16 protein-coding genes are annotated in these 18,941 nt (G+C 40.4%); 5 read left to right on the plus strand and 11 right to left on the minus strand.

Annotation, left to right across the window (positions count from 1 at the left end; translation table 11 throughout):
• Positions 1 to 26: 26 nt before the first annotated feature.
• From ABMY35_RS14670 to ABMY35_RS14700, 7 genes are all read right to left on the minus strand, one after another.
• A complete protein-coding gene (locus ABMY35_RS14670; RefSeq protein WP_349286892.1) occupies positions 27 to 2,189 on the minus strand; it encodes an SPFH domain-containing protein in 2,163 nt (720 codons plus the stop codon).
• A gap of 84 nt (positions 2,190 to 2,273) precedes the next feature.
• Positions 2,274 to 2,876, minus strand: coding sequence for a DUF1449 domain-containing protein (locus ABMY35_RS14675; protein WP_349286893.1), 603 nt, complete (start codon positions 2,874 to 2,876; stop codon positions 2,274 to 2,276).
• A 32-nt stretch (positions 2,877 to 2,908) separates the two neighbouring features.
• The gene (locus tag ABMY35_RS14680; RefSeq protein WP_349286894.1) at positions 2,909 to 3,247 is read right to left on the minus strand and encodes a hypothetical protein; all 339 of its coding nucleotides are present in this window, start codon (positions 3,245 to 3,247) and stop codon (positions 2,909 to 2,911) included.
• Between the two features lie 5 nt (positions 3,248 to 3,252).
• Positions 3,253 to 3,939 (minus strand): PspA/IM30 family protein, encoded by a 687-nt coding sequence (locus ABMY35_RS14685; protein WP_349286895.1) that lies wholly within the window; start codon positions 3,937 to 3,939, stop codon positions 3,253 to 3,255.
• A gap of 14 nt (positions 3,940 to 3,953) precedes the next feature.
• On the minus strand, positions 3,954 to 4,364 hold the full coding sequence (locus ABMY35_RS14690; protein WP_130255955.1) for a DUF2170 family protein: 411 nt from the start codon (positions 4,362 to 4,364) through the stop codon (positions 3,954 to 3,956).
• 198 nt (positions 4,365 to 4,562) lie between these two features.
• Positions 4,563 to 5,036, minus strand: coding sequence for an NYN domain-containing protein (locus ABMY35_RS14695; protein WP_058031979.1), 474 nt, complete (start codon positions 5,034 to 5,036; stop codon positions 4,563 to 4,565).
• 98 nt (positions 5,037 to 5,134) lie between these two features.
• Positions 5,135 to 5,341, minus strand: a complete 207-nt coding sequence (locus tag ABMY35_RS14700; RefSeq protein ID WP_349286896.1) for a hypothetical protein — start codon at positions 5,339 to 5,341, stop codon at positions 5,135 to 5,137.
• Between the two features lie 257 nt (positions 5,342 to 5,598).
• Here ABMY35_RS14700 and ABMY35_RS14705 point away from each other — a divergent pair, with 257 nt between their 5' ends.
• The gene (locus ABMY35_RS14705) at positions 5,599 to 6,114 is read left to right on the plus strand and encodes an RNA methyltransferase (protein ID WP_349286897.1); all 516 of its coding nucleotides are present in this window, start codon (positions 5,599 to 5,601) and stop codon (positions 6,112 to 6,114) included.
• A gap of 11 nt (positions 6,115 to 6,125) precedes the next feature.
• On the opposite strand, the gene ABMY35_RS14710 is transcribed toward ABMY35_RS14705, so the two are convergent.
• Entirely contained in the window at positions 6,126 to 6,659 is a 534-nt protein-coding gene (locus ABMY35_RS14710) for a DUF6436 domain-containing protein (protein WP_349286898.1), read from the minus strand.
• Complete coding sequence (locus tag ABMY35_RS14715) at positions 6,649 to 8,130, minus strand: methyl-accepting chemotaxis protein (protein WP_349286899.1); 1,482 nt, start codon at positions 8,128 to 8,130, stop codon at positions 6,649 to 6,651. The genes ABMY35_RS14710 and ABMY35_RS14715 overlap by 11 nt, the downstream gene beginning before the upstream one ends.
• Positions 8,131 to 8,457: 327 nt before the next feature.
• Here ABMY35_RS14715 and ABMY35_RS14720 point away from each other — a divergent pair, with 327 nt between their 5' ends.
• Positions 8,458 to 11,265, plus strand: a complete 2,808-nt coding sequence (locus ABMY35_RS14720; RefSeq protein ID WP_349286900.1) for a hypothetical protein — start codon at positions 8,458 to 8,460, stop codon at positions 11,263 to 11,265.
• A gap of 39 nt (positions 11,266 to 11,304) precedes the next feature.
• Here ABMY35_RS14720 and ABMY35_RS14725 read toward each other — a convergent pair whose 3' ends face one another.
• Positions 11,305 to 12,093, minus strand: coding sequence for a thioesterase family protein (locus ABMY35_RS14725; RefSeq protein WP_349286901.1), 789 nt, complete (start codon positions 12,091 to 12,093; stop codon positions 11,305 to 11,307).
• Positions 12,094 to 12,360: 267 nt separating this feature from the next.
• Here ABMY35_RS14725 and ABMY35_RS14730 point away from each other — a divergent pair, with 267 nt between their 5' ends.
• The 3 genes from ABMY35_RS14730 (at position 12,361) to ABMY35_RS14740 (ending at position 16,513) form a co-directional block, all read left to right on the plus strand.
• Positions 12,361 to 12,627 carry a hypothetical protein gene (locus ABMY35_RS14730; protein WP_349286902.1) on the plus strand — a complete coding sequence of 89 codons (267 nt, stop codon included), beginning with the start codon at positions 12,361 to 12,363 and terminating at the stop codon, positions 12,625 to 12,627.
• A 364-nt stretch (positions 12,628 to 12,991) separates the two neighbouring features.
• Positions 12,992 to 14,428 (plus strand): chitinase, encoded by a 1,437-nt coding sequence (locus ABMY35_RS14735; RefSeq protein WP_349286903.1) that lies wholly within the window; start codon positions 12,992 to 12,994, stop codon positions 14,426 to 14,428.
• 261 nt (positions 14,429 to 14,689) lie between these two features.
• Complete coding sequence (locus ABMY35_RS14740; protein ID WP_349286904.1) at positions 14,690 to 16,513, plus strand: PKD domain-containing protein; 1,824 nt, start codon at positions 14,690 to 14,692, stop codon at positions 16,511 to 16,513.
• A 73-nt stretch (positions 16,514 to 16,586) separates the two neighbouring features.
• Here the strand turns inward: ABMY35_RS14740 and ABMY35_RS14745 are convergent, their stop codons facing one another.
• Positions 16,587 to 18,689 carry a cache domain-containing protein gene (locus ABMY35_RS14745; RefSeq protein WP_349286905.1) on the minus strand — a complete coding sequence of 701 codons (2,103 nt, stop codon included), beginning with the start codon at positions 18,687 to 18,689 and terminating at the stop codon, positions 16,587 to 16,589.
• Positions 18,690 to 18,941: the final 252 nt, after the last annotated feature.

Genomic DNA, 18,941 nt, shown 5'->3' on the forward strand with positions numbered 1-18,941 from the left:
GGTAAACAACTCGCTACTAAGCTGCGCTAGTCTTGCTTTTCAACTTCTTTGGCATTGCCGTTTAACAATGAGCCGCCTAACATACCTAATAACTGCTGCTTTTCAGTCTCTGATGAGTTACTAAGCTGCTGCATAAGTTTGCTCATGCTAAGGTTTTTCATTGTTTCTGACGACGCGTTCGCACCCGCTAACACCCCTTTTAGGTCATCCATGATGTTTCTGTCACCGTTTAAGTGATCTTTAAACAAAGTTTGAACTGTGTGGCTTTCATCGACTAAGCCATCGATTGATTTACCTACCGTAATGGCTTTCATGAACTGGTTGAAGAACTGGCCGTCACCACCCATGATGTTGATATCTGCATTACCCAATGTCTTAGATAAGATCTCAGCTTGGTTCGCTGCAATGTCTTTTTCAATGTCTAGTTTCGCAAGTGTTAGCTCTTTTTGCTGATTTAGCTGTAACGTGAAGCTCTCGTAGTCACGGGCATCTTGATCCATGGCATTAAGCGCTTGTAGTTTCTCTTCTAGACCTTTCGCTTCTGCTGACATTCTGCGTTCAAGGTTGATTGCTTCTGCTTCACCTTGCTTCTCAACAGCTTCTGCCATGGCAGTTTGTACTTGTGCATCTGCAAGACCTATTTCTCGCTTACCTTCAGCTTCTGCTTCAAGCTTCTGGCGCATCACCACGGCTTCTGATTCACCAATGTTACGTTTACCTTCTGCCTCAGCAGCTAATTTTTGTTGTAACACTCTTGCGTCTGTTTCACCTTGAATTGCGCTGGCTTCTGCTTTCGCTTTAATAACATCAGCTTCTGCAAGACCAGATGCGGCAATTTCCACTTTTTCAGCTTCGGCTAAAATCTTCTTAGATTCAGCTTTTTGGTTTGCAATGCGAAGCTCAGCTTCTGCCATTTTCTCTTGCTCACGAGCCTTAAATTCAGCCGCTTGCTCTTTGGCTTTCGCTGACTCAATATCTTTCACTAATGCTTCTTCAGCTTCTGCGCGAGCTCTGATGACAGTCGCTTCTTTTTCACGCTCTGCTTCGGCTAGTACCTTCACATCTTTGATACGCTCTTGCTCTTCAGCCACGGTTTTTTCTACCGCGACGCGGTCACGACGTACATCAGCAATTTCTTTTTGCTCAACTTCTAGCGCTTTTTCTTTATTAATACGCAAGATAGAAGTTTCTTTTTCGCGCTCAATGGTTTCAATTTCGCGTGCTCTGGCTACTTTTTCTTCTTCAATCGCAAGCACACGTAAACGGTTTTGCTCAGCAATATCGATCTCACGCTGTTTATTTTGCTCTGCAATTTCTAACTGCTCGTCAGTTTTCAGTTTTGCTTCTTCGGCTTTTAAGCGCTCTTCTTGTTTAACACGCTCAGCCTCAGACGCTTCACGCGCACGCACGGTTTCGATTTCACGTTGTTGTTTAGCTTGTGCATCTTCTTTTTGACGTTCAATTTCGAGTGATTTCTCTAGTGCCTCTTGGTTTTGGATCTCGATTTGCGCTTTTTCATCGCACTTTAATTGATTGGTTTTAACATTCTGTTCAGCGGTTTTTTCGGTGATACGGCGAATACCTTCTGAATCTAGGATGTTATTAGGATCTAGTTTATTAATTGAGGTTTGCTCAAGATAATCAATGGCAACGTCTTCAAGGGTATAACCAGATAAATCTTGACCAATGACTTCTTTGATTGAATCACGGAACTCATTACGATGAGTAAATAGCTCTTCAAAGTTCATCTGTTTACCCACTGTTTTTAGGGCTTCAGAGAATTTAGCTTCGAATAGTTCTTGTAACGTTTCTGGCTGAGAAGCACGCTCACAACCTACTTGCTTTGCAACCCGAAGAATATCGTCTTTGTTTTCGTTGACGCGAATGTAGAAGGTAATAGCAATGTCTGCACGAATATTGTCTTTACAAATCAACCCGCTATTTTCACGGCGCTCTAACACCATGCGCTTGGTTGAAATATCCATCACTTCCATTTTGTGAATAACCGGGTAAACAATGCCGCCCGTGGTGGTGACATCTGGCTCATTTTTCATTTTATTGATGATCAGCGCATGACCCTGATCTACTTTACGGTAGAACTTACCGACAATCATAATAACGGCAAAAATAACCGCGATCGCAACGCCGACAACTGTTAAAATCGGTCCTAAATTATTAAGAAATTCCATGTTTTCTTCCTAAATTGTGTTTTCTTTACTGGTATAAATCCAGTCTATTTTCCCAAGTGTTTAATTTTGTGTTTTTAAAATGTGTTACCAAGGCTTTTCAACCACGGTGTAAGTGTTAGCGACATCGTTGTGTTCAATTAACACCGCAATATCACCCAGTGAGAAGGCTTTATCTTCATCACATCTAATTTCTATTAATTGCTCTGTGCCATTGATTTGAACTTTGCCCTGACCAAAGCTTGTAGTGACCTTGCCTGTCGCGATGACACATTCTAGACCAATAAAATCGCTCTTAGACGCAGCCTCTTTACTTTGAAAGAACTTACGCAACGGCTTTACTAATAAGGCTGTGACAAAGAGTGAGACAAAAAAGCAGCCCAGCATCATGGCAATACCCAGCACATAGAACATCACACCATCACCTAATAAGTAGGCAAAGAATTTGTGTGCATAGAAGCTACAGAACCAACTAATTACAATCGCTAAACTTAGCGACACGGTCAGTGGTACACCGCCGAATCCCAATGAGCCAGTATCTGACTCACCTACATCCACATCGACATCACCTTCAAGCATGTCAATATCGGCAAACCCCAATAAGGCAATTAACCAAAAGCCAATCACTATCAGTAACAAAGTACTGAAAATGGCCGTGGGGAAAGTGAGTGCAATGTTAAAAAATTCCATAAGCTCCCTATGTATTTATTAATTTTCAGAGGTTAGGTTTGTTTATTTTGCTCTGTAAATTGGATCAACAAGTCGGCCACTTGTTGCTTGATTAAGCGCTTTTTACGCGCTTCATCCGGTTCAACAATGCCGAACTTCGCTCCGAGTTGATTTAGCTCTTCATCGCTTAAGTTAAAGCTCAAACGTTGTCGGGTCTTTTTTGATTTGACTTCAAGGCCAAGAATTCGACGGATCATGTCTGAGGGAGTCACCTCGTCGTCGATCGCCTGCTTCTTGATATGTTTTTGCACCTCTGAACTAAGGTCAAAGGCAAGCTGTGTTGCCCTGACCGCGCGCTCCTGCTTTTGCCAAGTATCCTTCTTGATGTTCATGGTATTTAACTATTTTTTTTCGCTTTAATGCGGGCGAGAATATCGGCGCTACTATCATTGGTTTCACCAATACCAGCGGCTTTCATTTTCTGTTCTAATGATTGCGCTTCGTCGGCTAGTTCTCTTTCAGCGGCCAATCTGTCTTGACGATCAGCTTGGCGCTGTTTAATTCGTTCAAGAGACTCTTTTGCCGAAGCCATTGAAGAGTCACCCGCGGTTAGTGTGTCACTTACTGCCAATGTTGCTTGCTGTACACTCTCTGTGGTTTTAACAATACTCAGCTGGCGTTGATTTTCTTGCAGTTGTTTTTCTGCATCTTTAATCTGTTGCTTCAATGACCCAATGTGCTGTTGGTACTGGCTTAGAGTAGGTGATTGTGCTGCTTTTTCTTCTTCAAATTCGGCAATTTTACCAGCAATTTCTAATGCTAATGGCTCTTCGCCTTTGTCGAGTGCTTGAGAAGCAAATTCTTCATGTTGTGCAATCTTATCTTCTAAGGTTTTGATATGACGCGTTAACTGCATTTCTTTAGCCATAACTTCTGTTAAGTTACGTTTGGCAGCGGTAATGGCTTCTTTGCCTTCATGGATCTCTTGTTCAAAAATGCGAATGGCGTTGGCATCAACAATGCTTTCACCTGCTTCACGAGCGCCACCTTTAACTGCTGTAAATAGTTTTCTTAACATGCTCATAATTAACTCTCCTTTTACTCGACAAAATATTCGCTGACTGCTTCTAATGCATCAATAGCATTACCAGATAAAGTCACTATTTCATGACTTAGCTGCTCAAAAGTGGAATTGGTAGACAAAGCACCAAAAATGGCGACTTTATTATCTATTTTCGCAAATGCACTGAGTGGCATTGGCACATTTAAACGCAGCAAGGTGTCGTTTAATTCTGCGCGTAATTCAGCTTTAACTTCTTGCTCTTCAAACAAGTAGCAAATACACAAAACTTGCTCATCGGTTTGAGTAACAAAAATAGGTAATTCATCGTTGCCATCAACAATGACTTGCAGCACATCTTGACCAGTACGATTGATAAAAAATGATTCGAAAGAAGCACCATCGGCTTCTTGCTTAGAAAGTTGTAGGGCGAGTTCATTGAGATCCATGTTCGCGATTCCTTAAATTTCTTTATCCTAAGAAAATAGCAGCAAGGTTTTTATCAATTGCTGCATCCTTGTTTCTCAAATTCGCACAACATGACATATTATGTCAATGCTTTTTTTATGAACAATTGAAGTTTAATTTTTACGCCTTAATGTTAGGTTAAGAATTTTTACTCTAGATCTAACCTAATTACTAGAAACCTATAGTAACCACTTACTTTCGATTGGAATGAACTTACTTGAACTATTAATCAATGAATTTGCTGTAAGTTGTTCAACCCCAATCGCCCATGTTTCAATGCCGTGTTTAGCTGCCACTTTTTGCATCAATAAATCAAAATCACCGTCGCCCGATAGCAAACAGATCACGTCTACATCTGGTGCATGTTCTAGCACATCTATAGTGATCCCCACATCCCAATCACCTTTGGCCGAGCCGTCTTTACGCTGAATAAAAGGTTTAAGCTTTACATTAAACCCTATGTGTTTGAGGGCTTTTTGAAACTTGTGCTGTGAGTCATCGTTTGGGGCTATGGCGTAGGCGTTTGCAAGAGTAATATCGCCTTGCTCAGATAAAAATTGCCAGACTTTTCGATAATTGAGTTGGCGTGAGAATGCGTCTCGAGTGGTGTAGTAAATGTTTTGCACATCGACAAAAACAGCGATTTTTTTCATTTGGCGCTCAGAGCAATTTAAAACCCCATGCTAACCAAAAAATTAAGTAGTTAAAACCAAAAGAGGCTCAGTTACCTAAGCCTCAAAGCTCTCATGTATTAATCACACATAAAGTAGCGATTTGTAAATGCGCAATCTTTACCATTCCAACATGAAATCACACCCGTACGGCATTCTGCTCGGTTTGTTGGAATACAGTCCGGCGTATCAGAATTGAAGTAACCACCAGCCACATTGGGTGTTGCTGCATTAGCGAGTACTTTTTCAGATGTTAAGTTTTTCAGCTTTTTTTTGTTCAGTTTCATAATAAATATCCTTTTAGTGCCGTTATTGGCAAAAAAAGTGTAATGAAAAAACACAGATTAAGTAAACACTCTAGTAAGAATAAGTAATTATAAAGAGAGGTTGGTTTAAATAATTTAGTGCTATTGAGTATTCATAATTAATGATTCAATCACATTAAGCAGTTAATTAGCTTTCAGCAAAGCTCAGGTTAAGTTAGAGAAAATATCTTCAGAAAGGTTTATACTGCGCCGGTTTTAATTATCAATTTAGTGTCATTATGAAAGATAAACATTCACCTTACTGCGCCGTCGGCTTATTCAACCCTAAATCACCGACGAATGTTGGCGGTATTATGCGTGCTGCTGGCTGCTATGAGGCCAATGAGGTATTTTTTTCTGGTAGACGTTACGCCATTGCAGCAAAGCATCAAACCGATACTAAAAATGTCAGTGAAAAAATTCCACTGACGCAAGTCGAAGATTTAACCCAAGCCGTTAGCAAAGATATTCCCATTGTCTGTGTTGAACTTGTTGAAGGGGCAACGCCACTGCCTTTGTTTGAGCACCCAGAGCAAGCACTCTATATTTTTGGCCCTGAAGATGGCAGTCTACCACAAGAAGTGGTCGATAAAGCCAGTGCCGTCGTTTATATGCCAACCACTGGTTGTATGAATTTAGCCGCTACGGTTAATGTGCTTCTATATGACCGCGCAGCAAAAAACACGCAGCAGTTTAATAAGCAGCAAATATTAGACTCGCGAGATAATAATAATCGGTTGAAGTTTAAGGCTTAAATAACAAATCTCTACACAGAAGTTATGTTGCAATAACACCCCTGACTCTGGGATATCACGGTTGCACCAGTCCTAGCTAATTTGCCTTTTTCAATAAATGGCTCAACCAATCCATCCCCCTCAGTGCAAAACATACCGGACGAATATGGGCCGAAATAGTTTAACTTACCAGCTTTGTCGATCACTGCAACCGCTGGAACTGAGGGAACAAACATTTTTAGCATGCTCAGTTCATCTAGCATGACAGTAACACTGTTAAACAGGTGTTTTTCAGCGAGCTTTTCTACCGAATTAATATGACTTTGCGCGACAGTCTGACAAAAACAGTCACGGCCTTGAAAATGGATCACACTACCAGCAAGTTCTAAATTATGTTTTGATAACGCTTCAACAAATACAGTATCGAAAGATAATGATAGCGCCGACTGATGTAATACATTTTGAGGGTCGAAATGTTTGGCTTTGTTACTTGCTGCATATAAGACTGCAAGCAATAAACCCGCAGTCCAAAAAATTAATAGGACTGGCAACCACTTAAACTTCAAATCGACTCATTTCCTGATTTAAGCTATTTATTTGCTGTTGCATACTTGCAAATTTTTGTCCCATTTCGGCAGTAGAGCTTTGCAAGTGCTTTGAATTACTCGCAAGTGACTGAGTTGACTGAGAAATACTGTCAGATACTGTTGTTTGCTCCTCCGCTGCACTCGACACAGACGTCATATTATCGACAATGCTTTGAATACTTTGCACCACGCCTGACATCATACCTGATGCTTCATTAGCTTGCGTCACAGTACCTTGTGCTTGTTCTAGACACTTAGCCATTTGCTCGACTGACAAAGAAGCCTCTGAGGTTAAAGATGCCGTGATATCACTGATCTGTTCGGCGTTTTCACGGGTCTTCATCGCCAATTTTCGTACTTCGTCTGCAACAACCGCGAACCCTCGACCATGCTCACCAGCCCTTGCAGACTCAATCGCCGCATTTAGCGCCAGTAAATTTGTTTGATCAGAAATGGATTTAATGGCGTTCATAACCTCTTCAATTTGATTACATTTATTAGCCAGCTCGCTGATTGTATTTGAGGTATCTGCTAACTCTTGAGTTAAAGCATCTATATTTTGACCCGAGCTGTCGATAATCGCTCTAGTTTTATCTGTGTTGATAAAGGCGTCATTGGCATTGTCATTTGCACTGGCAACCTGGCCAGATACATTACTACTAGCCACTGTCATTTCTTCTGCCGCAGTAGCTATTAAATTGATCTGATTCGCATTATCTTCACTAGCGCTTTGTGCTTGAGCGGTAAGAATGGCTACTTCTTCTGCCATGTTCGCCACGGAATCGGATACCTGTTTTGATTGCGTAATCAAATTAGAGAATGAACTAATCAGCTTATTAAAATCAGCCAATTGCTTTGACTCACTTGGCTGATAGCTGGCTAAATCAAACTTACCATTGTTTGCCAAAATGGTTTTAACACTGGACGATAAATCATGTGCTGCAACTGCTTCTCGGTGAGAGTGCTTCGCCACATACATCAACACACCGGCTTCAACAACGGCGAATAAAGCGTGGATCATCAAGATGTAAAACAACAAATGACCCTCTTCGAATATGAAAACACTAGAGCCTTGGAGCTGCATCACAAAGAACAAAATATGGTGAACAGCCACAAAACCCACACTCGCCAAAATAACTTTCCAGTCCCGGTAAAAGCTCAAGAATGCCAACATGACAAAGATTTCAAAGTGTAGCTCTGTTAAGCCCATAGTCTGCTGAATATGGAGGGCAGCAAACACCTGAACAGCAACACCAACACTGTATCTAGTGATAGAAGATTGCGGTGCGCTCTTAATGAGAAATAAAGGGAGACTGAGAGTAAACAAGCCAATAACAATGGCCTCAAACCAGGTTTGAGTGAAAAAAGCGATAAAGAGGGATAGTAAAAACTGCGCAACTAACACGCCAGAAAAGATTCTGTTCGCTTTAATTATCCATGGATAATCCATCCTTATCTCCTGTAGAGTTTAGAATATCTTAATTTAATAAGTATAAGCTATGTTTCGAGAAACGCTTTGAATTGAAGCTTTTTCTTTACCCAAAACTATTTACTAAAAATATGTTTATCGAAATACCCATAGCAGAGAATTCGATGAAAGCTTATTCTGCTTAACCTCTTACTATATTATTAATTATTAAAGACTTATTTAAAATTGATGAGTGGTTCAATAGGTTTTTGATCAACTTTGACCTATGTAAAAATACATAAAAATTGAAATAGCGGAGCATTAACTAAAAAAGCCATATAGAATACGTTCCTCTTAAAGGAGCATAGAATGAAAAGAATCCTCTCTACAATTACCGCTTTAAGCATTTCTCTACTCAGTGCAGATAGCTTGGCGACAATTAATACGAACAATCTCACACTAAAAAAAATTAATTCACATGAGATTAATCAATACGAAGCAACTTCTTCAAAAACCTTATTAAACGCATCTACGCTCGTTTTATATGGTCGAGATGGGCTGAACATTTTTGAAGTAACCGATGATGATTTTCTTTTAAAGTCTGAATATCCTCATTTGCATTTTGCCTCAGATGCTAGAAATACCGTGGAGTATGCTCTCTCTGAAAATGGTAAATCACTTCTGTCGGTTGATTTCTCCGGTAATATCATTGTTTGGCAGATCACTGAAGAATATAAGCTAGTTGAAAAGCAAGTCACAGAGTTTAATCCTGAGTCATGGAGTACATCAGGTCAGCTAACCAGCTCTGCTTTTTATGCTTACGAAAATAGTGAAAGAGCAGTCACCAAATTCACACCTTATTATTGGGACCCTGCAAACTTTTCAATCTCTAAAGGAAACAGTGTCACCATAAATGATGAAAATTTCGACCAAGGTAAACAGCACCATTACCCAGGTTTAGGCTTGGTTTTACACATAGCTAAAGATGCCTTAAAGGTGTTTGATTTAAATAACAACTATCAAGAAATGTTTAACGGTTCTTTTGACTTCAGATACCCAGGAAGGATTGCCAGTGCATATGACCCAGAAAACAATACTCTGCTCATACATAATTACGACACTGTCATTGAACTGACACTAACAACCGATAACCGTGTGGCTAACCACCGTGAAGTTTCACGCGAAACTTTCTTGCCAGATAATTTGTCAGTGCATGATATCTTCAGCACTGACAATCGTTTGCTTGCGTATAACTATGCACAACTTTTAGAGCTGACTTTAACTGCTGAGAATAATTACGCTGCGACCGAAGTATGCGCAGGCTGTGTGCCGAGTAGCCCAAACCTTGATAAAGAAACACTTCGCCTTTATTCAAAAAGTACAAGCTTAAAAGTCAATACCATTAACAATGATGGTTCTTTTAGCTCAATAGAAAGACAAGAAGAACAAGGCAGACTCAAAACCAGTGGCCCTGATTATTACCCAAATCTAGTAATTGGGGACAGCAGTAGCTTAAACTTCAACGGTCGATTTTTCACTTTATCTGCACTTTCATCTGAGCGTGGACAAACATTCACTAAAGATATCTCACTGACTGATCAGCTTCATAATCAAATTTCTTCATATAACGGTTTTTACAAATTAGGTAAGCAAGTTTTATATGTAAAAAATGACTCTTATACATTAATTTCGACGAACGCAGATGAGACTGATTTAAATTTCAAAAAAGGTAAATTAGTACTTGAAAACAGCTCTGAACTTGCAGAGTGGCAGGCTGTTTTTGCATTAACTGACACTCAAGTCGTGTTTGTTTCTGCTGGTGACTATTATTTATTTGAAGCAAGTGAAGAAGGGTTAACATACAAACAAGTCTTTGACTTGAACTTAGGATCGAGTACAAGACTTAACAAACATACAAGTTATATTGTTGATGGCATTAATATTTATGCATTTGACAGAGATTTGCAAAAATTACATCACTTACTCTTTGATAATGCTCAATTAACCCTTCATAAAACTATCGACTTACCTATATTTACTAATAGCCTAACTGATTACTATGGAGAAGTTACATACGTTAATAAGCGTTTTTATTTACCTGCATATTGGGGGTTTGGCAAAATAAGTGAACATGGTATCTACCGTCTTGAAGAGAGTGAGTTCGTTAAAGAAGATATTGCATTACCCCGAGTGCCAAAAATGAATCCAGCTCAGTTGAGCGACACTCAATCTTTGTGGTTTTTTGATGTTGGAAACTACGACACTTTAGATACTTACCTGCTTGATACTGAAGCTGAAAACATATTTTCACGTGTTGGTGAGTTCAATCTATATGAGGGAAAATACGCACAAAAAAACCATTACTTACACTTTTACTCAAAAGGTACTATGGTTATCACCAATGAGTTGTCACCAACCTCTGAGTCAGTCGAGTTAACTCTAAACCAAGGCAATCCAGCTAGCTGGGATTTAACCACCTACTTTAGCGAGCAACAGCGTCAGGACCTTAAGTTTGTCACAACACAAACACTACCGGGCGTGTCATTATCTGAAAAAGGTTTGTTGGAATTTGATGGTCAGCCTTCAAACTCTCAAAGTCTCATTGTCTCTGTCAGCAATTCATTGGAGCAAAGTACAGAGCTGTCAGTGCAACTCACATACAATAGTGCGCCAACAGCGATAAACAATTTAGAGTTTGCTGTGAAAACAGATGAAGAGTTAACAATCACGTTTGCCGAGCACTTTGTTGATGACAAAGACTTACCGATAACCGTTGAGTTAAATGGTGTTTTAGACAATATGACACTATCAAAAAATACGTTAACCATTACTTTCTCTGAAGCAGGCGAATTTAAATTACCAATCACCACTTATGACATTGAAGGCGCTTCAAGTAAGCATACTTTAATGTTTAAAGTAGAAGAAAAAGAGGATAGCTCTGGTGATTCTGGCTCTGGTGACTCTGGCGCTGGTGATTCTGGTTCTGGTTCTGGTTCTGGTTCTGGTTCTAATTCTGATGGTAGTAGCACAAACACAGGAAGCGACAATAATAATTCATCGTCTTCCCAAAATGCAGAACAAAAAAGTGAAAGCCAAGGGGGAGGCTCAGGTGGTAGCTTGTTCTACTTACTAGGCTTAATGATCGGCCTTGTTACAGTGAGAAATAGACAATCATAATCAATGGGGCTTCAGTGAAGCCCCATTTCTTTTCATGCGTTAAGCAAACACCGCTACCGTTTGTCGACTTAGTGCCAAAAGCTCCCCATCAGGGTGCCAAATTTTCGCTTCTTCAATCGCGTATCCATCAGCGCTGTTATGTGTCACCGCTTCAAAACCAAACCATTGACTCTGTTCTAGTTGCACTGGTTTTAAAAATTCAATATACCAACTCATAGTGCTTGCAGGTGCTGGGCGAGGATACATTTGCAGCATAGTCGGCGGCCATGCATCGCTCAATGCCAGCAATTGCAGCTCATCTTGAAAACCTTCATGCTCAGCAAAACGCATCCAACCACCTAAGTGAGATGTCATTGCGCCCGTAAATGGCATACCACCTTGTTGTAAGCAAATTTCAACATGCTGAAAAAATTCTGGCGTCATATTTGGGATATAAGGAATGCGTTGCTCAGGCTTAGGCGCGACTAATTGATGGGTTTTATCATTACTCACCAGTAACTCAGATTTACGTGATTCACCAAAACAAAATTGCGCAAGCACACAAGTGTTGCCGTCTTGTTCAATACGCGCCAATACTTGAGAGGCGCTTTTACCTTCACGTAAAACTTCAACTTTAATATCGAACGGCTGCTCAGCAATCAGTGGACCGATAAAGTTTGTGCTAATAGATAAGACACGACGAGTTGGCTTTACAACTTGTTTTACTGCTTGAAAAAGTAAAGCCCCAGATACGCCACCAAATGCAGTACGACCTTGGCACCAAGAGGTAGGAAGGACAATCCCTGATAGCCCTTGTTCTAATTGCGAGAGGACAGCTTGTAAATTCATAGTAAAAACCTAAGGTGGAAATCAAATAAAAAATATGTGTTTTTTATATCACAGATAAACTGGTACGACCACACTGCGAGTTTATACTACTTTCTACCTTTTCTGATTTTAAAAATCCCGTAACAAACACTGAAAATTCATCTCTACCTCAAATATAATTTTAATTAACGCAACAATAAACTAACCATTAGTAATGACTTAGTTATTACACAGACAGACTCCTAAAACCTTGACAGCGATGGCGACGACATTTTAGATGATGACGATATGTGTGCTGATACAGCCTCTGGTGCGCTTACCGATCAATGTGGTTGTTCAGGTGCACAAAACGTTACGAATGCTTGTAATTGTGCAGGCCCTCCCACCGATGTACTTTGGAAAAACCATGGTCAATACGTGAGCTGCGTAGCTCATACTAAGAATATTGAAGTGAATAATGGATTACTGACTGAGGAGGAAGGAGATGCCCTCATAGAAGCCGCTGGTGAAAGTAATTGCGGCAAACAATCAAAAGGAAAAGGTAAAGGAAAGTAAGACCCTCTATAAGCGACTGATAAAGGGGCATGATGCCCCTTTATTTTTGTATCACAAATCCCAAAATTCGCAACAGTTGATAAATATTGCTTCGCACATTCAGATGCCTTTTTTCTAAAAAATCGAAAAATATTAAGATCATGAGTTTATATAATTTAAAAAATTGGCAACCAACCTCATAACACATTAATTGAGTAAATAAGAGCAAGCTAGATACTAGGCAGCTCCCTACAGGTTCACCATCAATGAATGCTAATTTCACATTGGTTAACACGCCAACTTGACAGCGATGTCATTTGCCATCTAATGTTAAAAATAGGTTAAACAAACCCATTTTAGAAACATGCGATTCAAAGGAACTCAAATGAAAAACCATTCTCTCAAACTACTTGCGTTGCAAGTTGGTTTAATTGCTTCGGCCAATGCTTTAACGATTGTCGATGATCCAAACAACCCAAACGGTTATTTACTATCTCGAGCAGAAATTAATGCAGCCCGTGATGCTAAAGCCTCAGATCCTATGTATCAAATTTGGGCTAAAGCGCTAGAAACACGCGACAACAGTATTGTTGAAGCGATCACGCCTAGCAATGCCAACAACCCTGAAAACGTGAAACGAGTTGAACGTGTTTTTGGTCAGCAAGAATGGGATTTTTTAACCGGTATGGCTGCCCCTGAATATACTTATACGCGTTTCTTGCGTGCCATAGGTAAATTCCCGGCATTTTGTGGTGAATATACAGATGGCCGTGACTCTGATGCTATTTGTAAGAAGTCTATCATCACAGCATTTGCACACTTTGCACAAGAAACTGGCGGACATATTGCCAAAGACAATATTTCTGACAATCCACAGCAGTTAGAAGAGTGGCAACAGGCACTCGTGCATGTACGTGAAATGGGGTGGTCTGAAGGTCAACCTGGTTACACGACAGGGTGTGGGCAAAATGACTGGCAAAACCGTCGTTGGCCATGCGCTGATGGGCAAGGTTATTTTGGGCGCGGTGCTAAACAACTTTCTTATCACTTCAATTACGGTGCTTTCTCTGAAGTCATGTTCAACGGTGATGCGACTGTTCTACTAAACAACCCAGGTTTAGTTGCTGATTCTTGGCTCAACTTAGCTTCAGCTATTTGGTTTTTCTTAACACCTCAAGCGCCAAAGCCAGCCATGTTGCATGTTATCGACCGAACTTGGACACCTTCTCAAAAAGAACTGGCAGCTGGAATTGGTTATGGATTTGGCACCACTATAAATGTGATCAACGGGGGCATTGAGTGTGGCGAGCAAAACCGTACTAAAGGTCAGCCAGTAAACCGTATTCGTTACTGGGAAGGTTTATCGAACTATTACAACATCCCAATTGAAGCTGACGAAGAAAATACCTGCTGGCAGCAAACGCCTTTTGGTAGCTTAAATCTAAACGGCTCTGCCGATGTACTTTACACAAACTGGGAAGCTGACTGGACTTATCACTCAGACCGCCCAGGAGGTCAGTCATTCGAGTGTAAATTAGTAGGTTACCAAACGGCTTATTCCGCACTTGTATCAGGCGACTATGAAAAGTGTGTCACAAATTTTTATCAATCACATGTTAATTGGCCAAATGTAGCTGTGGTTGAAAAGCTTGACCCACCTAAAGACAAACCGCCAGTGGGGGGGATTGCGGCATGGGATAACACAAAAGTTTACCTAAAAGGTGACAAGGTTAGTTTCAATAATGCAATTTACACCGCGAAATGGTGGACACAAGGCGACCAACCAAAGGCTGATGGCGGACCTTGGGCGCTAGTCAAATAAGCTATCCTCGCCCAAATTAATCCATAATTTACGGGCTGACACCGCTATTAAACTACCCGAAAGGTGATTGATATGTATGTTATCAATCACCTTTTTTATCTTCTATTCACCACATTTTTAAAGAAATCTACTGCGTAACAAATACGCAATGTAAAATTAAAGTTAAAATAAAATTAACAATTATTTTACACCACGATTAATATGCGCTACTTTTATTCTCGGTTCCCAAAACCATAAACAAGTAATTGTAAGGATATAATAATGAAAGCACGCCAGATCTTGCCGCTGTTAAGTGCGGTTTCACTGTCTGTAGCAGCTCAAGCGCCACTGACAGAAACACAAATGATGAAATACACATCTCAAGCGCAAAAAACCACAATAGGTAGAGCTGCACAGCTTAACCTGCCGCTTAACAGTCAATTTGCAACTGCAAATACCGTGAACCAAACGGTCATCACACAAAAGGTTTCACACCCAAATGCCAGTTACATCAAGCTGCACTTTAAAAATATCAACTTACAGAATGGCGGCAAACTAGTCGTGCGCTCTGAGGATGGTAGCGAGCGTTATGAATACACTGAGTTCAATATGAGTACCGCAACAAAAGCGCAGGGTGATGATGGCGTTTCATCGTTTTATGCTATGTCAGTCTCAGCAGACAAAGTAATTGTTGAATACACGCCTGGTCAAATTAATAATACCTTCGCTACGCAAAGCCAAATCTCGCTGGCAGATGCTGAAATCGATAGTTACTTCCATGGCACAGAGAATGACTTTGCACAGTCTATTGATACCGATGTTGGCATTGCCTCTACTTGTGGTGCGATGGAACGCCGAGACGTGCAGTGTTGGGCTAATTCAAACCCAACAGAGTTTGAACGCTCTCGACCAGTTGCCCGATTACTTATGAACGGCAGTGGCTTATGTACTGGCTGGCGAGTTGGCAGTGATAACCGCATGTTCACCAATAACCATTGTGTGGAATCTGCATCTGAACTGGCAAATACAGAAGTCTGGTTTAACTATCAACACACAAGCTGTGATGGGAATACGCTCGAGAGTGTTGTTAAAGTCACAGGTAAAGATCTATTAAAAACCGATTACACCCTCGACTATACGTTATTTACCATTAATGATTTCGCAAAAGCGGCACCATTTGGTTATTTTGGGCTAGATGTACGTGATGCAACACAAGGTGAGCGCATTTACATTCCTCAGCATGGCTCTGGTAATCCAAAAGAGCTGTCGATTGAATCTGACAGAGATGCTAACGGTCTTTGCTCTGTAAACAATGCAAACGCGAATGGCCGTGGTACAGGTACTGACTTAGGCTACTACTGCGATACGATTGGCGGCTCATCAGGCTCTCCAGTACTTGCTGCAGCAACGAACAATGTTATCGCACTTCACCATTTAGGTGGATGTACTAACAAGGGCGCAAAAATCAGTTTAATTTGGCCTCAGGTTTCGAGTCATTTCAATGGTCAAGTGCCTTCTGGTGATAATGGCACGATTGATCCGCAACCTATCGCAGACTTCGATATTAACTGTAATCTACTGAGCTGTAGTTTTGATGGCAGCCGCTCTACTTCGCCAAATGGTGCAATTACACAATACGAGTGGCAATACGGTGATGGCTCAGCCAACGGTTTTGGTTCTAGTGTAAGCCACACTTACGCTTCAGCGGGTCAATTCTCTGCAACGCTCACGATCACTGATGAAACTGGCGCAACAGCCAGCAAAACCTATACTCTTGCCGTCGATGATGGTTCGGACCCTAAACTACTTAAAGATGGTGTAGCTAAAGTTGATTTAAGTGGCGCTAGAAACAATGAGCAATTCTTCTACTTTGATGTGCCAGCTGGCATGTCAGGTGCCACCATAGTGATAACAGGTGGTTCAGGTGACGCTGACTTATATGTTCGTAAGGGCAACGAACCAACTCGAACAACTTATGATTGCCGACCTTATCGCTGGGGTAATGAAGAGACTTGTACTGTGAGCTCTGGTGCAGGTAGATACCACGTTATGCTTAGAGGCTATAGCGCTTATAATGGCGTAAGCATAACGGCTACAGCTAACTAATTTTACCTTTATTAACAACTGCTAGCAAAGGCGACCATGAGGATAAATGATCGCCTTTTTTGCAATTAGAGCTTTAGTAATAGGTCAGTATAGTGATAACAAAAATTGAGATTGTCATCACAGGCCAGAACCAAATATTGGCTAGGCGTTTGTATATTCGTCCATCTCCTGTTTCTTCTTTCGCTTTGTAATATTGATGTGCTATCAACATAAACAATGAAGATACTAAATAAAGCAAGAAGTAAAAGATTTCAAAATAGACGACTTCATCAATTTGTAAATGCTCTCTAATACTGTAATGGGCAAGTAAAATCGTGAATACAACTGCGGTTATATTGTTACGCAAGTCACCATAAGGTGTGTACTTCATACTCACAACACACGCATATAACAGACACACCATGACCATCACAGGCAAAAGGGTCGTCACAAATGGTCCGATAAATTCACGCTCAATATTAATGTTATAGTTAAGCTCAGGCGCGACATTTTGGTTAAAGAATGTATCAAGACCAAAGTTCGTGTTGTAGCTCTCAAACCGGTACTTGAAATAGCTACTCTTTAATAACCATTCATCAAGCACAATATCGGGAGATACAGCCGGATTGTCCATCTTTGACAGCTTTTCATACGACTCAAGATCTGGCACTAAAATGACATTGCCACCCATATCTGCTTCATTAAAACTCAGCTCTATGCTCTTATGATCAAACGGGTATTTGCTGTAATCAAACTGCTGCCTTGTTTTTATCGAAAAACGCCAGCCAACTAACAAACCACCATCTTTTAAATCTTGTCGGTAAGCCTCTTCAACTTTGCTGCTAACGGTGTGATTAAAAGCCAACTTAGGCTCAATAAAGGTTTTCTGAGAAGCGGTTAGCTTTTGCCAAGCATGACCTGTCAAATGCACGTTGTTGGCATTTACAAATTCAAGAGACTCAACATACAAACCCGTTGCAACATATTCAGGCTGCGCAACATGCATTGTTTCCATCCTGTCACTATAACTTGATGAAAACGCCTCTCTTTGCGCTTGTGTTGTGATCACAACATTGTCAATTTGCTCAAGAGTTTTAAAGCTTCTTGCAAATTCAAGCACCAACGAAGTACTCAAAATCAGCGTTACTGATAAAAGTACATTGTTTTGAGTCCAAGTCAGCTTTCTTACTTTCGTCATCAATAAAATAAGAAAGATAAATGAAGCTGCGCCCCAAGCAATAATATGAATATTATTTTGGCGACGTTCGTCCCTGTCCATGTAAAACATGTCAGAAGACATCCGAGTTATCAATGTCCAATTTGTGTGAGGCACTTTTGTACAAGCAGCATAATGCTCGCTGTTATCAAGTGTTTCACCATTAAAAAAAAGGTAATCTAAATCGCTTTCAAAGCACCCTGATATTTTAGAGAGATAAGCAAACTCAGTCTCTGACACTAAGTCTTTTAAGTTTTCCATTTCTCTGACATGGCTGAATACAGGGTGAGAGATTAGGTTTTGTTGCTTAGAAAATAAAATACCATAACCACCTAAACCCAAATCAAGCTCTTTGAGTGAAGCCGTTAAATGATCCAACGATATATCTGAGGGAACCACTCCCACTGGCATTTTCCCTTCTCGTTTGGCATTTTTATATTGATAAAAAGGCACTGAATAAGTCGTCATCAACACATTGTTTTGCGGCTCATAATAAGGTTCAGTCCAGATAGGCCCCTCTTTTAACGGCCTGTGATACCAGCTAAATTCTTTATAAGGCTTGTCATAATCAACCAAGTTATATTTACGTTCGACCCCCGTTAACCTTTCATAATAAGGGCTAAAATAGCGGATATTTGGCTGGTATTGATAAGGATGAAAGGTCACATTTAAAGAATAAATATCTTCATTGACGGCAAACTCGTCTTCTAACAGCTTTAACACAAATGTTTTATCTGGCGTTGCCGTCACTTCACGGGCAAACCTATCAACACTTGTCATGATTTTTTCTAGTTCACTACCCACTTCTGCTGCGGCATTTAAAGTCTGGGTTTTGACTTGCTCACGAACGGCTTCACTAAAAGACCGTGTCTGCTGGATTTGATAAAAGCTATTTAAGATTAAACCACAAACAGAAATAATTAAAAATAAAGTCAAAAGTGGTTTCGTTAATTGGTTATCCCAGGGATCTTTTACACGCACGCTGTTTTTCCAACCTGTGTTCAAATTTTCAAAAATATTAATTCACTAAACTTCAGGCGATATTGCCCTATCAAAACAAGTTTAATATGGAATTAAGGTAGAAATATGAAGCCGAAATGTAACTCCCCCAAAAAATGAAACAGTTTATAAGTAGAATTTTCCATTAACTTAAATAGGAAAATTTACGATGAGAAAAAGCAAGTTTACCGAAACCCAAATTGTTAGCATGATCAAAGAAGCTGAGTCAGGTAT

It is taken from the genome of Pseudoalteromonas sp. BZB3 (assembly GCF_040104455.1).
Classification (GTDB): Bacteria; Pseudomonadota; Gammaproteobacteria; order Enterobacterales; family Alteromonadaceae; genus Pseudoalteromonas.

Excerpts from the sequence above, each read along its gene's own strand:
- ABMY35_RS14670 (WP_349286892.1), bottom strand. The coding sequence starts at position 2,189 with ATGGAATTTCTTAATAATTTAGGACCGATTTTAACAGTTGTCGGCGTT.
- ABMY35_RS14675 (WP_349286893.1), bottom strand. The coding sequence starts at position 2,876 with ATGGAATTTTTTAACATTGCACTCACTTTCCCCACGGCCATTTTCAGT.
- ABMY35_RS14680 (WP_349286894.1), bottom strand. The coding sequence starts at position 3,247 with ATGAACATCAAGAAGGATACTTGGCAAAAGCAGGAGCGCGCGGTCAGG.
- ABMY35_RS14685 (WP_349286895.1), bottom strand. The coding sequence starts at position 3,939 with ATGAGCATGTTAAGAAAACTATTTACAGCAGTTAAAGGTGGCGCTCGT.
- ABMY35_RS14690 (WP_130255955.1), bottom strand. The coding sequence starts at position 4,364 with ATGGATCTCAATGAACTCGCCCTACAACTTTCTAAGCAAGAAGCCGAT.
- ABMY35_RS14695 (WP_058031979.1), bottom strand. The coding sequence starts at position 5,036 with ATGAAAAAAATCGCTGTTTTTGTCGATGTGCAAAACATTTACTACACC.
- ABMY35_RS14700 (WP_349286896.1), bottom strand. The coding sequence starts at position 5,341 with ATGAAACTGAACAAAAAAAAGCTGAAAAACTTAACATCTGAAAAAGTA.
- ABMY35_RS14705 (WP_349286897.1), top strand. The coding sequence starts at position 5,599 with ATGAAAGATAAACATTCACCTTACTGCGCCGTCGGCTTATTCAACCCT.
- ABMY35_RS14715 (WP_349286899.1), bottom strand. The coding sequence starts at position 8,130 with ATGGATTATCCATGGATAATTAAAGCGAACAGAATCTTTTCTGGCGTG.
- ABMY35_RS14720 (WP_349286900.1), top strand. The coding sequence starts at position 8,458 with ATGAAAAGAATCCTCTCTACAATTACCGCTTTAAGCATTTCTCTACTC.
- ABMY35_RS14725 (WP_349286901.1), bottom strand. The coding sequence starts at position 12,093 with ATGAATTTACAAGCTGTCCTCTCGCAATTAGAACAAGGGCTATCAGGG.
- ABMY35_RS14730 (WP_349286902.1), top strand. The coding sequence starts at position 12,361 with ATGTGTGCTGATACAGCCTCTGGTGCGCTTACCGATCAATGTGGTTGT.
- ABMY35_RS14735 (WP_349286903.1), top strand. The coding sequence starts at position 12,992 with ATGAAAAACCATTCTCTCAAACTACTTGCGTTGCAAGTTGGTTTAATT.
- ABMY35_RS14740 (WP_349286904.1), top strand. The coding sequence starts at position 14,690 with ATGAAAGCACGCCAGATCTTGCCGCTGTTAAGTGCGGTTTCACTGTCT.